Raw genomic sequence first — 14,071 nt, 5'->3', positions numbered from 1 at the left:
AAAGTTGAACCTTTTATGTATAAGAAAAAAGTTTAGGGATAATTTTTCCCTATGGTTTTAGATTTTATTTTTAAATCAAAATATTCAATAGGAATATAGTGCTTATTGTTGATAAGCATTTGCTGGCCCTTATAAATATTTTCTTGGATGAGAATAAAATTGTTTGTCTTAGATAAAATGTACTTAGTAGCTGTAAAGTTGCCTGTTTTAGTATAGGAGATTTGGTTGAGCGCATAGTCAGCATTTTCTTTTTGGTAAATACTTGTTTCTAGAAAATCTCTTAAGCTCTCTTCTTGATTGAGGTTGACATTGAATTCTGAAATGACTTCAATAGGAATTAAGGATAAGGTGTAGGCGATGGTTTGCTCAGCAGTGTGGTACCACCTGTCTGCAATAACAACTACAGGGCTTTCTCTTTTTAAGGAAGAGGTGATTGCAACAGTGGGAACTTCAATACGAAATTCTGTTTCAACCTCTTGGATACTTGTGGTTAAACAGGCTTTAATAGGATGTTGAAGGATTTCTAGTCCCTGATTAAGAGGGTTCTCTGGATATTTTTGAATAAAATTCCCTTTCCCACGGATGTTCTTAACAAGATGGTCTTCTTGCAGTAGAGCTAGTGACTTTCTTAAGGTCATACGACTGACCTTTAGTTGCTCGGCTAGTTCGGGCTCAGAAGGTAATTGCATCCCTGGTTTATAGATGCCATCTTGTATTAAACGAAAAATTTCATTATAGACTTGAACATGTTTTAGTTTTTTTAATTTTCTTGATAAATCGTTTTTTGTCATTTCATCTACCTCATCAACAAGATTAGTTTAATGGAATCTTGTCTAAAGTGCAAGCGTTTTACTTTTCTTTTTTTCTAAAAATACTAACCCTTTTAGTCCCAATAATAGATGAGAAATATTTGTCGGAAAGTTGAATTAAATGGTTTTATCAAAAAATATTTATTAAAAAAGCGTTTACAAAAATAAATAGACATGCTATTATACAAGTGTATAAAATTTTAGACAAGTTCAAAGGAGGAACTTACTATGCAAAACTATTCAGGTGAAGTTGGATTACAGTATCATTTACAAATTCGTCCAGGTGATGTAGGTCGCTACGTTATTATGCCAGGTGATCCAAAACGTTGTGAAAAAATTGCGCAACATTTTGATAATCCTGTGCTTGTTGCAGATAGTAGAGAGTACGTTACTTATACAGGAACCCTAAATGGTGAAAAAGTTAGTGTCACTTCTACTGGTATTGGTGGTCCATCAGCATCTATTGCTATGGAAGAGCTTGTTCTTTGTGGAGCAGATACCTTTGTTCGTGTAGGAACTTGTGGTGGTATTGATTTGGATGTTAAGGGTGGAGATATTGTAGTTGCTACTGGTGCTATCCGTATGGAAGGTACAAGTAAAGAGTATGCTCCAATAGAATTTCCAGCTGTAGCTGACCTAGAAGTAACCAATGCTCTTGTAGCTGCGGCTAATAAATTGGGCTACACTAATCACGCAGGAGTAGTACAATGTAAAGATGCCTTCTATGGTCAACATGAACCAGAACGCATGCCAGTAAGTTATGAACTTGTTAATAAATGGGAAGCGTGGAAACGTCTTGGAACAAAAGCCTCAGAAATGGAGTCAGCAGCTCTTTTTGTAGCAGCTAGCCATTTGGGAGTACGCTGTGGTTCAGATTTCTTAGTAGTAGGTAATCAAGAAAGAAACGCAAAAGGCTTAGACAATCCAATGTGTCATGATACTGAATCAGCAATTAAAGTAGCAATTGAAGCTCTTCGTACACTTATTGAGGCTGATAAAGAAAAACAAAAAGGTTAGGAAAAAAGCATGCAATTTATTTACAGTCTACTTGGAATAATTAGTATTATTGCTCTCTTATATTTGATTTCTTTTAATCGTAAAGCAGTTTCTTTTAAATTAATTGCTAAAGCTTTAGTCGTTCAGTTGATTATTGCTCTGGTATTAGTTAGAATACCATTAGGGCAAAAAGTAGTTAGTGTTGTCTCTGACGGAGTGACCAATGTTATCAATTGTGGCCAGGCAGGACTAAACTTTGTTTTTGGTTCTCTTGCTGATCATGGAGCACCAACAGGTTTTATTTTTGCTATTCAAACACTAGGAAATATTGTTTTCCTATCTGCCTTGGTTAGCTTACTATATTATATCGGTGTTTTAGGTTTTGTCGTTAAATGGATTGGTAAGGGTGTCGGAAAATTAATGAAGACATCTGAGGTTGAAAGTTTTGTAGCAGTTGCTAATATGTTTTTAGGACAAACTGACAGTCCAATTCTTGTTAGTAAATACTTAAAACGTATGACAGACAGTGAAGTTATGGTTGTCCTTGTTTCAGGTATGGGTAGTATGTCAGTGTCTATTTTAGGAGGCTATATTGCACTTGGAATCCCTATGCAATACTTGCTAATTGCTTCAACTATGGTACCAATTGGAAGTATTCTTGTAGCTAAGGTTTTACTACCACAAACAGAAGCCTTCCAAGAAATTGAAGATGTTAAAATGGACAATAAAGGGAAGAATGCAAACGTAATAGATGCTATTGCTGAGGGTGCTAGCACTGGGGCCCAAATGGCATTTTCTATCGGAGCAAGCTTAATTGCCTTTGTTGGTTTAGTAGCCTTGGCTAATATGATTTTAGGAGTGTTTGGACTTAAACTGGAACAAATTTTCTCATATGTGTTTGCGCCATTTGGTTTCTTGATGGGCTTTGAAGGTAAAAATATCTTACTTGAAGGAAACCTACTAGGAAGCAAATTGATTTTAAATGAGTTTGTAGCCTTTCAACATTTAGGACAAATTATTAAATCTCTTGACTATCGTACAGCCTTGGTAGCAACTATTTCACTTTGTGGTTTTGCTAATTTATCAAGTCTTGGAATTTGTGTTTCAGGGATTGCTGTTTTATGTCCAGAAAAACGTGGTGTTTTAGCAAGATTAGTATTTAGAGCTATGCTTGGTGGTATCGCTGTAAGTATGTTAAGTGCTATGCTTGTAGGGATTGTCACTTTGTTTTAAACTTAAATAGAAAAAGAAGAATAAAAAATGATGAAAAAAGAAGATATTTTAAAAACAGTTGACCATACCTTGTTGACAACAACAGCAACTTGGCCAGAAATCAAAGTTATTTTAGATGATGCCATGTATTATCATACAGCGTCAGCTTGTATTCCAGCTTCTTATGTTAAAAAGGCAGCAGACTACGTTTCTGGTAAATTAGCTATCTGTACTGTTATTGGTTTTCCAAATGGTTACAGCACAAGTGCAAGTAAAGTATTTGAAACAAAAGATGCTATTGCAAATGGGGCTGATGAAATTGATATGGTTATTAATTTAACTGATGTTAAAAATGGTCATTTTGATGCGATTGAAGAAGAAATCCGTCAGATTAAGGCTGCTTGTCAAAACCACATCTTAAAAGTCATTGTTGAAACATGTCAGTTAAGCGAGGAAGAACTTATTGAATTATGTGGTGTAGTGACACGCTCTGGTGCTGATTTTATTAAAACTTCAACTGGATTTTCAACAGGAGGAGCAACTTTTAAAGATGTTGAAATAATGGCTAAGCATGTTGGGAAAGATGTCAAAATCAAAGCTGCAGGTGGTATTTCTTCCTTGGAAGATGCCGAAAAGTTCATTGAACTTGGAGCATCTCGTTTGGGAACAAGCCGCATTATTAAACTTATAAAAAATGAAGCTGCTGAAGAAAATAGTTATTAAGAATAAGTATTAAGTAACCTGATAGGAGTAATTATTCTATATTTAGAAAAGGATAAGTGGAATGAATTATAAAGAAGTATATGAACAATGGTTACAAAATGACCATTTCAATGAAGAAACCCGAAGTGATTTATTAGCTATCCAAGATAATGATGCCGAAATTCAAGACAGATTTTATAAGGGTCTGGAATTTGGAACTGCTGGCCTTAGAGGAAAACTTGGAGCTGGAACTAATCGTATGAATATTTATATGGTTGGTAAAGCTGCGCAAGCTTTAGCTTATACTATTATTGATCATGGGCAAGAAGCTATTGATAGAGGTATTGCAGTTTGTTATGATGTGCGATATAAGTCAAAAGAATTTGCTGAATTAACCTGTTCTATCATGGCAGCAAATGGAATCAAATCCTATGTTTATAAAGGAATTCGTCCTACACCAATGTGTTCTTATGCTGTGAGAGCTTTAAATTGTATTTCTGGTGTTATGGTGACAGCTAGCCATAACCCTCAAGAGTATAATGGTTATAAAGCTTATTGGAAAGAAGGCTCACAAATCCTTGATGATATTGCTAGTCAAATCTCTGATCATATGGATAAGATTGAGAACTTCCAAGATATCAAACAAATTCCTTTTGAAGAAGCAATTGAAAAGGGTTTGACACAGTATATTGATGATAAGATTGAAGAAGATTATAAACAAGAAGTACTTTCTTTAAGCATCAATGATAAGGATATTGATAAATCTATTCGTGTTGTCTACACGCCACTTAATGGTGTTGGTAATCTCCCTGTTAGAGATATCCTAGACAGACGAGGCTTTAAAAACATTTTTGTTGTCGCAGAGCAAGAAAAACCTGATCCAGATTTCACAACTGTAGGGTATCCTAATCCAGAATTTCCTAAGACCTTTGCCTATTCTGAAAAACTTGGTAAAGAAAAAGATGCCGATATTTTAATTGCAACTGACCCAGACAGTGACCGTCTTGCTTTAGAAGTTAAAGATTCTAATGGAGATTATGTTTTCATTAATGGCAATAAAATCGGAGCCTTACTTTCTTACTATATTTTCTCTCAAAGAGCTGAATTAAATGATTTACCAGCAAATCCTGTCTTAGTAAAATCAATTGTTACAGGGGACCTATCAAAAGTTATTGCCCAAAAATATGGTGTTGAAACTGTTGAAACCCTAACTGGCTTTAAGAATATCTGTGGTAGAGCTAATGAATATGAACTCACAAAAGAGCATACATATGTTTTTGGATATGAAGAAAGTATTGGTTTTTGCTACGGAACCTTTGTTAGAGATAAAGACGGTGTCAGCGCAGCCATGATGGTTGTTGAAATGGCAGCTTATTATAAAGCAAAAGGTCAAAGCTTGCTAGATGTTTTAGAAGCTATTTATAAAGAATTTGGCTACTATAATGAAAGACAATTTGCCCTTGAACTAGAAGGTATTGAAGGTCAAGAACGGATTGGTCGCATTATGGAAGACTTCCGAAATAAACCAATTGATACTATGGGAGAATTAACACTTAAAGATACTATTGACTTTAAAGAAGGCTATCTTGATTTCCCTAAACAAAACTGCTTGAAATATTACTTTAATGATGGGTCATGGTTTGCTCTACGTCCTTCAGGAACAGAACCAAAAATTAAGATATATATTTACACTATTGGTAATAGCTTACAAGATAGTATTGATAAATTAGATCTTATTGAAGATACTTGTTATGCAAGAATTGAAAAAGTCGACTAACCTTTATTTTATTACAGTCATTTTCAAAAAGCTTTTGTCAGCTCATTATGAACTGATAAAGGCTTTTTTAATTTTAGAAAAGTTTAAGTTTTACAAAATAAACTTAGAGATCTTCTCAAAAAATCTATAAATTTTAGTGACTAACTAGAATATAGTTACCTAAAAAATAGTTTTGTAACCAAATTTTAAAATGTGAGAAAATTACGGGACCATTTTTCCCTTAGATGGTAATATTTTGTTATAATAGAATGAAGGAGTTTTTTCATGAAGAAAGTTTGTTTTGTATGTTTAGGTAACATTTGTAGAAGCACAATGGCAGAATTTGTTATGAAGACAATGCTTGCTGGAGAAGATATTGCTGTGGAAAGTAGAGGAACTTCTAATTGGGAACATGGGAATCCTATTCATCCAGGAACTCAGAAAATCTTAACAAAATATGCGATTGATTATGATAAAAAGAAGCGATCGCTTCAAATTACAGAAAGAGACTTGGAAGCTTTTGACTATCTTATTGGTATGGACAAGGAAAATGTTAAGGACTTGCTGGCACTTTCAAAAGGTAGATGGGATAGTAAAATACACCTTTTCATAGAAGGTGGAGTTCCTGATCCTTGGTATACAGGAGATTTTGAAGAAACTTATCAGTTGGTTCAAGTAGGTTGTAAGAACTGGGCTTCTATTATAAGTTAAGTTTTTAACCAATAAAAAATAAAAACATAGAAGAGAATAATGATGAAAAAGCTAAATGACTTTATTCAAAAGTTGAATATAACAAGAGAAAAGATAGAAATCCTTTCGATTATTATTATTTTTGTTTGCGGTCTGTCAGTCTTGACAATAAATACCAGGTCGCATAGAGCTCTAATCTATAATCAAGGGAAACTAAAATATACCGGTTATGTTGTTAATCATCGCATGAATGGTCAGGGGAAATTGGTCTATGAGAATGGGGATACTTATCAGGGGCATTTTAAAAATGGCTATTTTGATGGCGAAGGTTACTTCAAGGCAAGCACCGGCTGGTCTTATAAGGGTCAGTTCAAAGAAGGTCAAGCTGATGGTAAAGGTGTGTTAAAAGCAAAAGATAATAAGGTTTATAAAGGAACCTTTAAGCAGGGGATTTATCAAAAATGAGAATAAAATGGTTTTCGTTCATTAGAGTAACAGGACTTTTGTTAGTTTTACTCTATCATTTTTTTAAGAATAGCTTTCCAGGTGGTTTTATTGGTGTTGATATCTTTTTTACCTTTTCTGGTTTTCTAATTACAGCCTTGTTAATAGATGAATATGCTAAAAATGATAAGATAGATCTTATTGGCTTTTATAGAAGGCGTTTTTATCGTATAGTTCCACCTTTAGTGTTAATGGTTTTAATCATAATACCTTTTACCTACTTGGTTAAGAGTGACTTTGTGGCTAGCCTTGGCCAGCAAATTGCAGCAAGTATTGGTTTTACCACTAATTTTTATGAGATTTTAACGGGAAGTAGTTATGAGAGTCAATTTATTCCTCATTTGTTTGTTCATACATGGAGTTTGGCCATTGAAGTTCATTTTTACTTACTATGGGGTCTGTTAGTGTGGTTCCTCGCTAAAAGAGACTATACTGATAAGCAGTTCCGAGGCTTATTATTTATTATTTCAAACATTATTTTTGCTGTAAGTTTTCTAAGCATGTTTGTCAGAGCATTTTTTGTAAGTAATTTCTCCTTGATTTACTTCTCAAGTCTTTCGCACATTTTTCCTTTCTTTATTGGGTCAATGTTTGCAACCATATCAGGAATTAAAGATACAACCGTAAGGCTTCAAAAAAATAGCCGACTCTGGCCAAGAAAATATGTGATAGCCTTTATGGTAGGATCTTTTATACTCTTGTTTCTTCTTACCTTGTCGCTTGATTTTAATCATATCATGACTTATCTGTTTGGCTTTGTTTTGGCTAGCTTGTTTACAGCAGTTATGATTTATTCTGCAAGGGTTCTTCATGAACAAACACCAGACTGGGAAGAGCCATTTATTATCACCTACATTGCCGATATAAGTTATGGTGTTTATCTTTTCCATTGGCCTTTCTACATTATTTTTAGTCAGTTAATGCCTAACTGGTTAGCGGTTCTTCTAACCGTGCTCTTCTCTGCTATTTTTGCTTCACTGTCTTATTATGTCATCGAGCCCTTTATTGCAGGTAAGAAACCAGAATTGTTTGGCTTAGCTCTTGACTTAAAACCCTATACAAAATGGATAATTGTAGCTGGTCTTGCTTTGTTAACGGTCACTATTGCACGAAGTGCTGGGGCTCCAAACGTAGGCAAATTTGAAAAGGAATTATTGGTTGGAACCTTACAACAAGGGCAAGCAAATATCAATAGAACACATACTCTGGCAGCAGGTGATGCTAATGCCTTGAGTGATGTTAGCATTATTGGAGATTCTGTAGCCTTGCGTTCAAATGCAGCATTTTCTAAGATTATGCCGACAGCACAATTAGATGCCGCTGTTAGTCGAAATTTCAGTATAGCTTATGATATTTTTGATAATCACATTAAGAATCATTCTCTTTCTAAGACAACAGTTTTAGCGGTGGGTGTTAATTCTCTAGATAATTATCAAGAAGCTCTTCAGAAATTTGTTGATGATCTTCCAAAAGGTAATCGGCTTGTCCTAGTCTCTCCTTATAATGCTAAGGACCTTTCTTCTATTGCAAAAGTAAGAGACTATGAATTGAAATTAGCTAAGAAATATTCCTATATCACAGTTGCAGACTGGTATAAAGTGGCTTTAGAAAATCCTGATATTTGGTATGGTAGCGACGGTGTACATTATAGTGATTCAGATACTAAGGGAGCCGACCTTTATGTAAATACTATTAAAGATGCCGTTACACGTATTGCTAAGCAAAAAGCTAAGTAAGCCTTTAGTTGTAATCAGTCAATCTCTTATTAAAGATATGATTTACTTGTAAAAATAAATTAGAAAAGGTTTGGCTTAAGTGCTGAGCCTTTTTAGATATTTAAGAATAGATAGAAAAAGGTTTTTCAAGAAATTTCCAAAAGCTGGAAATCCTTATGTTTCAAGGTTTCACGAAAGTTAGAAAAAGATTGAAAAAAAGTTCACAAAATGCTTGTGAAACTATTTACAAACTTATAAAAAATGATATAATAATCTTGTAACTAAAAATTGTGAAGCTTTTAACAAATAAAAGGAGTCTCGAATGAGTAAGGGAATAAAAACTGATGAACCATCAAGTGTAGCAGCTACAATTGACCAGCTGGTCCAAAAAGGATTGGTAGCACTTGAAGCAATGCGTCAATTAAATCAAGAACAGGTAGATTATATTGTAGCTAAGGCTTCAGTGGCAGCACTTGATGCTCATGGTGAACTTGCTAAGCATGCTTATGATGAAACAGGTAGAGGTGTCTTTGAAGATAAGGCGACCAAAAACCTCTTTGCCTGTGAACATGTTGTTAATAATATGCGTCATCAAAAAACAGTTGGTGTTATTGAAGAAGATGATGTGACAGGCTTGACCTTGATAGCAGAGCCAGTCGGTGTTATTTGTGGAATTACTCCAACAACTAATCCAACTTCCACAGCAATCTTTAAGTCCTTGATTTCATTAAAAACACGTAACCCAATTATCTTTGCCTTTCATCCTTCAGCTCAAGAATCATCTGCACATGCTGCGCAAATTATCCGTGATGCGGCTGTAGCTGCTGGGGCTCCTGAAAACTGTGTTCAGTGGGTGGAAAGTCCATCTCTTGAAGCAACAAATGCTTTAATGAATCATGATGGTATTGCAACTATTCTTGCCACTGGTGGTAATGCAATGGTTAAAGCAGCTTATTCATGTGGAAAACCTGCTCTTGGAGTAGGTGCTGGTAATGTACCTGCTTATGTTGAAAAATCTGCTAATATTCGTCAAGCTGCGCATGATATTGTGATGTCTAAATCATTTGACAATGGAATGGTCTGTGCTTCTGAACAAGCCGTTATTATTGATAAAGAAATCTATGACTCATTTGTTGCAGAATTAAAGTCATATCACACTTATTTTGTAAATAAAAAAGAAAAAGCTCTTCTAGAAGAATTTTGCTTTGGAGTAAAGGCAAATGGGAAGAATTGTGCAGGAGCTAAACTTAATCCTAATATTGTTGGAAAACCAGCAAGTTGGATTGCAGAGCAAGCTGGTTTTACTGTTCCAGAAGGAACAAATATTCTTGCAGCTGAATGTAAAGAAGTTTCTGAAAAAGAGCCTTTAACACGGGAAAAATTGTCTCCTGTTATTGCAGTCTTGAAATCAGAGTCTCGTGAAGATGGTGTTGAAAAAGCGCGTCAAATGGTTGAATTTAATGGACTTGGTCACTCAGCAGCCATTCACACTAATGACTCTGAGTTAGCTAAAGAATTTGGTCAACGTATTCGTGCTATCCGTGTTATTTGGAATTCACCATCAACCTTTGGTGGTATTGGTGATGTATACAATGCTTTCTTACCGTCACTAACTTTGGGCTGCGGTTCTTATGGCCGTAACTCAGTAGGTGACAATGTTAGTGCTGTTAATCTCTTGAATATCAAAAAAGTAGGAAGACGTAGAAATAATATGCAATGGTTTAAAGTTCCTTCAAAAACATACTTCGAGCGTGATTCGATTCAATATCTACAAAAATGTCGTGATGTTGAACGTGTTATGATTGTTACTGATAATTCCATGGTTGAACTTGGATTCTTGGATCGTATCATAGAACAATTGCATCTTCGTCGTAACAAGGTAACTTACCAAATTTTTGCTGAAGTTGAACCAGATCCAGACATTACAACAGTTATGAAGGGTACTGAGCTTATGCGGAGCTTCCAGCCAGATACTATTATTGCATTGGGTGGTGGTTCACCAATGGATGCTGCTAAGGTTATGTGGCTCTTCTATGAGCAACCAGAAGTAGACTTTCATGACCTTGTTCAAAAATTCATGGACATTCGTAAGCGTGCCTTCAAATTCCCAGAACTTGGGAAGAAAACTAAATTTGTTGCTATTCCGACAACATCTGGTACAGGTTCTGAAGTAACACCTTTTGCAGTTATTTCTGATAAAGCTAACAACCGTAAATATCCAATTGCTGACTATTCATTAACACCTACAGTTGCTATAGTTGACCCAGCTTTGGTACTTACTGTTCCTGGATTTATCGCAGCTGATACAGGTATGGACGTTTTAACCCATGCGACAGAAGCCTATGTGTCTCAAATGGCTAATGATTTCACAGATGGAATGGCTCTGCAAGCCATTAAGATTGTTTTTGATTACTTGGAAAAATCTGTTAAAGAAGCTGATTTTGAATCACGTGAAAAAATGCATAATGCATCAACTATGGCTGGAATGGCTTTTGCCAATGCTTTCCTAGGTATTTCCCACTCGATGGCCCACAAAATTGGAGCACAATTCCATACGATTCATGGTCGTACCAATGCCATCTTGTTACCATATGTTATTCGCTATAATGGAACACGTCCAGCTAAAACAGCGACATGGCCGAAATATAACTATTACCGTGCAGATGAAAAATACCAAGATATTGCAAAACTGTTAGGTTTACCAGCTTCAACACCAGAAGAAGCGGTTGAGTCTTATGCTAAAGCAGTATATGATCTCGGAACTCGATTGGGAATCAAGATGAATTTCCGTGATCAAGGTATTGATGAAAAAGAATGGAGAGAACATTCACGGGAATTAGCCTACCTGGCTTATGAAGATCAATGTTCACCAGCAAATCCTCGTTTACCAATGGTTGATCATATGCAAGAAATCATTGAAGATGCTTATTATGGTTATCAAGCTCGTCCTGGACGTCGTAAATAATAGTCTGTGATACAAATTTAAGGACAGCCTCCATTTAATCCAAAGACTGGCAAGAAAGCTATATTAGCTGATCTGTCAGTCTTTTTTTAACTTTCTAGGATTTTTAAAACTTCGAGAAAGTTATAAGCTGTCTTTAATGGCAGGTTATTTAACTGGCTAAGTATATTTTCAGAAAATTTCCAAAAAAATCGGCAAAAGCTATTGACAGCCTTTGTGAAAAGATATACAATCTATGTGTAAACGATTTCATTTATTATTTTAATTTATCATTTTGGAGGTATTTCTATGAAAGCTGCTACATTTGTGGCTCCAGGAAAATTGTCTTTAAGCGAAAAAGCCAAACCTGAGCTCACTTCTTCTACAGATGCTGTGGTTCGTTTATTGAAAACTACCATATGTGGTACAGATTTACATATATTAGGCGGAGATGTTCCAGAAACTACCTATGGTACAATTCTAGGTCATGAAGGTATTGGAATTGTAGAAGAAGTTGGTTCTGCGGTATCTAATTTTAAAGTAGGTGATAAGGTTATTATGTCCTGTATTACTGCTTGTAATACCTGCTATTATTGTAAGAAAGGTTTGCCTGCTCATTGTGAGAAAGGTGGTTGGATTCTTGGACACCTTATCGATGGAACCCAAGCAGAGTATATTCGTATTCCACAGGCAGACGGAAGTCTTTACCATGCACCAGCTACTATTGAAGATGATGCTCTAGTTATGTTATCAGATATTTTTCCTACTTCTTATGAGATTGGTGTCCAGTCTGCCAAGATTAAACCAGGAGATAACGTTTGTATTGTAGGGGCAGGTCCGATTGGGCTTGCAGCTTTATTAACAGCGCAATTTTATTCCCCAGCCCAATTAATTGTAGTGGATTTATCAGAAGCGCGTTTAGAAGCAGCAAAACGATTTGGCGCTACAGAAACAATCTGCTCAGCGAATCTCGATGATATAAAAGAAAAGATTAATGCTTTAACAGATAATAGAGGAGTGGATGTTGCTATTGAATGTGTGGGTTATCCGGCAACCTTTGATATCTGTCAAAAGATTATAGCAATAGGGGGACATGTTTCCAATGTTGGTGTCCATGGAAAACCTGTAAGTTTGGATTTACAAGAACTTTGGATAAAAAACATCTCTCTATCCACAGGCTTGGTCAATGCTAACACTACAGAAATGTTAATAAATGTCTTGAAATCTGGCAAGATTGATGCTACACAAATGGTTACTCACCACTTTAAATTATCAGAAATTGAAAAAGCTTACGATATCTTTAAGCATGCTGCTGATCACAATGCTCTTAAGGTTATTATTGAAAATAATATTACAACATGAAAAAACTATTAAATAAGAAAAAGGTACCTTTCAAGTAAGAAGGGCCTTTTTTGAAACTGATAATTAACCAGTTAAGTATATTTTCAGAAACTTTCCAAAAAAAGCAGCGAAAGCTATTGACAAGGTTTGTGATAAGATATACAATCTATTTGTAAACGATTACAAATTGTATTTTAGCTTAGAATAATTGGAGGAAGTTTATGAAAGCTGTAGTTGTAAATCAAAAAAGTTCAGGTGTTGAAATTGTTGACCATGAAGTACCTTCTCCTGGACATGGAGAAGCTTTAGTAAAAGTTGAATATTGTGGTGTCTGCCATACCGATTTACACGTGGCTCATGGAGATTTTGGACAAGTTCCAGGTCGTATCTTGGGGCATGAAGGGATAGGGATTGTTGAAGAGATAGGCCAAGGTGTAGATTCACTCAAAGTTGGTGATCGTGTTTCTATTGCTTGGTTCTTTGAAGGCTGTGGTCACTGTGAATATTGTACAACAGGTCGTGAAACCCTTTGCCGTTCTGTCAAGAATGCTGGCTATTCAGTAGATGGTGGGATGAGTGAATATGCCATTGTAACCGCTGACTATGCTGTAAAGGTACCTGAAAATCTTGATCCAGCTCAAGCTTCTTCAATTACTTGTGCAGGTGTAACAACTTATAAAGCTATCAAAGAAGCAGGTGCAGCCCCAGGGCAATGGATTGTTATTTTCGGAGCTGGAGGACTGGGTAACCTTGCTGTTCAGTATGCTAAAAAAGTATTTAATGCCCATGTCGTAGCTGTTGATATTAATAACGATAAGCTTGAATTGGCTAAGGAAGTCGGGGCTGATATTACAGTTAATGGCAAAGAAATTGAAGATGTGGCAGCTTATATTCAAGAAAAAACAGGTGGTTGTCATGGAGCAGTTGTAACCGCTGTTTCTAAAGTAGCCTTTAACCAAGCAATTGATAGTGTACGAGCAGGTGGAACAGTAGTTGCTGTAGGGTTGCCATCTGAATACATGGAACTTTCTATTGTGAAGACAGTACTTGATGGCATTAGGGTAGTAGGATCTCTTGTGGGAACACGTAAAGATTTAGAAGAAGCTTTTGCTTTTGGAGCAGAAGGTTTGGTTGTCCCAGTAGTAGAAACAGTGCCAGTTGACACTGCACCTCAGGTATTTGATGAAATGGAAAAAGGTCTTATTCAAGGTCGTAAGGTTCTAGATTTCACTAAGTAAGGAATGATAAAAGGAAAATAAACGATGAAAGAAGCTGTTTATGAAGTACTTGCCCTAATTTGGATTCATATAGCTGGCTGGGACTCTCGTTGGCTAAAGTAAATTTACCTTAAAGCACTGATTCTAGTTGAATTGGTGCTTTTTTAGGCTTCTTATCAAAGCTAAGA

General features: G+C 35.7%; 11 protein-coding genes. 10 read left to right on the top strand and 1 reads right to left on the bottom strand.

The window, feature by feature from the left end; translation table 11 throughout:
* Positions 1 to 32 precede the first annotated feature (32 nt).
* The gene (locus A3GU_RS0109095; protein ID WP_018367216.1) at positions 33 to 791 is read right to left on the bottom strand and encodes a GntR family transcriptional regulator; all 759 of its coding nucleotides are present in this window, start codon (positions 789 to 791) and stop codon (positions 33 to 35) included.
* 246 nt (positions 792 to 1,037) lie between these two features.
* Between A3GU_RS0109095 and udp the strand changes: the two genes are divergently transcribed.
* The 10 genes from udp (at position 1,038) to adhP (ending at position 13,904) form a co-directional block, all read left to right on the top strand.
* Entirely contained in the window at positions 1,038 to 1,826 is a 789-nt protein-coding gene (gene udp / locus A3GU_RS0109090) for a uridine phosphorylase (protein ID WP_018367215.1), read from the top strand.
* Positions 1,827 to 1,835: 9 nt separating this feature from the next.
* A complete protein-coding gene (locus tag A3GU_RS0109085; protein ID WP_018367214.1) occupies positions 1,836 to 3,038 on the top strand; it encodes a NupC/NupG family nucleoside CNT transporter in 1,203 nt (400 codons plus the stop codon).
* Between the two features lie 30 nt (positions 3,039 to 3,068).
* Positions 3,069 to 3,740, top strand: a complete 672-nt coding sequence (gene deoC / locus A3GU_RS0109080; protein WP_026216506.1) for a deoxyribose-phosphate aldolase — start codon at positions 3,069 to 3,071, stop codon at positions 3,738 to 3,740.
* Positions 3,741 to 3,801: 61 nt separating this feature from the next.
* Positions 3,802 to 5,496, top strand: coding sequence for a phospho-sugar mutase (locus A3GU_RS0109075; protein ID WP_018367212.1), 1,695 nt, complete (start codon positions 3,802 to 3,804; stop codon positions 5,494 to 5,496).
* Between the two features lie 264 nt (positions 5,497 to 5,760).
* Positions 5,761 to 6,186: a low molecular weight protein-tyrosine-phosphatase gene (locus A3GU_RS0109070; protein WP_018367211.1), complete on the top strand. Its 426-nt coding sequence runs from the start codon at positions 5,761 to 5,763 to the stop codon at positions 6,184 to 6,186.
* A gap of 42 nt (positions 6,187 to 6,228) precedes the next feature.
* Positions 6,229 to 6,630: an MORN repeat-containing protein gene (locus A3GU_RS0109065; protein WP_018367210.1), complete on the top strand. Its 402-nt coding sequence runs from the start codon at positions 6,229 to 6,231 to the stop codon at positions 6,628 to 6,630.
* Positions 6,627 to 8,405 (top strand): acyltransferase family protein, encoded by a 1,779-nt coding sequence (locus tag A3GU_RS0109060; RefSeq protein ID WP_018367209.1) that lies wholly within the window; start codon positions 6,627 to 6,629, stop codon positions 8,403 to 8,405. Before A3GU_RS0109065 ends, A3GU_RS0109060 begins: the two co-directional genes overlap by 4 nt.
* A gap of 301 nt (positions 8,406 to 8,706) precedes the next feature.
* The gene (gene adhE, locus A3GU_RS0109055) at positions 8,707 to 11,349 is read left to right on the top strand and encodes a bifunctional acetaldehyde-CoA/alcohol dehydrogenase (RefSeq protein ID WP_018367208.1); all 2,643 of its coding nucleotides are present in this window, start codon (positions 8,707 to 8,709) and stop codon (positions 11,347 to 11,349) included.
* Between the two features lie 285 nt (positions 11,350 to 11,634).
* Entirely contained in the window at positions 11,635 to 12,687 is a 1,053-nt protein-coding gene (locus tag A3GU_RS0109050) for a zinc-dependent alcohol dehydrogenase family protein (RefSeq protein ID WP_018367207.1), read from the top strand.
* Between the two features lie 200 nt (positions 12,688 to 12,887).
* Positions 12,888 to 13,904 (top strand): alcohol dehydrogenase AdhP, encoded by a 1,017-nt coding sequence (adhP, locus tag A3GU_RS0109045; protein WP_018367206.1) that lies wholly within the window; start codon positions 12,888 to 12,890, stop codon positions 13,902 to 13,904.
* The last annotated feature ends 167 nt before the right edge of the window (positions 13,905 to 14,071 follow it).

Origin of the sequence: Streptococcus didelphis DSM 15616 (genome assembly GCF_000380005.1) — a bacterium.
Lineage (GTDB): Bacteria > Bacillota > Bacilli > Lactobacillales > Streptococcaceae > Streptococcus > Streptococcus didelphis.
This window is presented reverse-complemented; position numbering and strand designations above follow the sequence as displayed.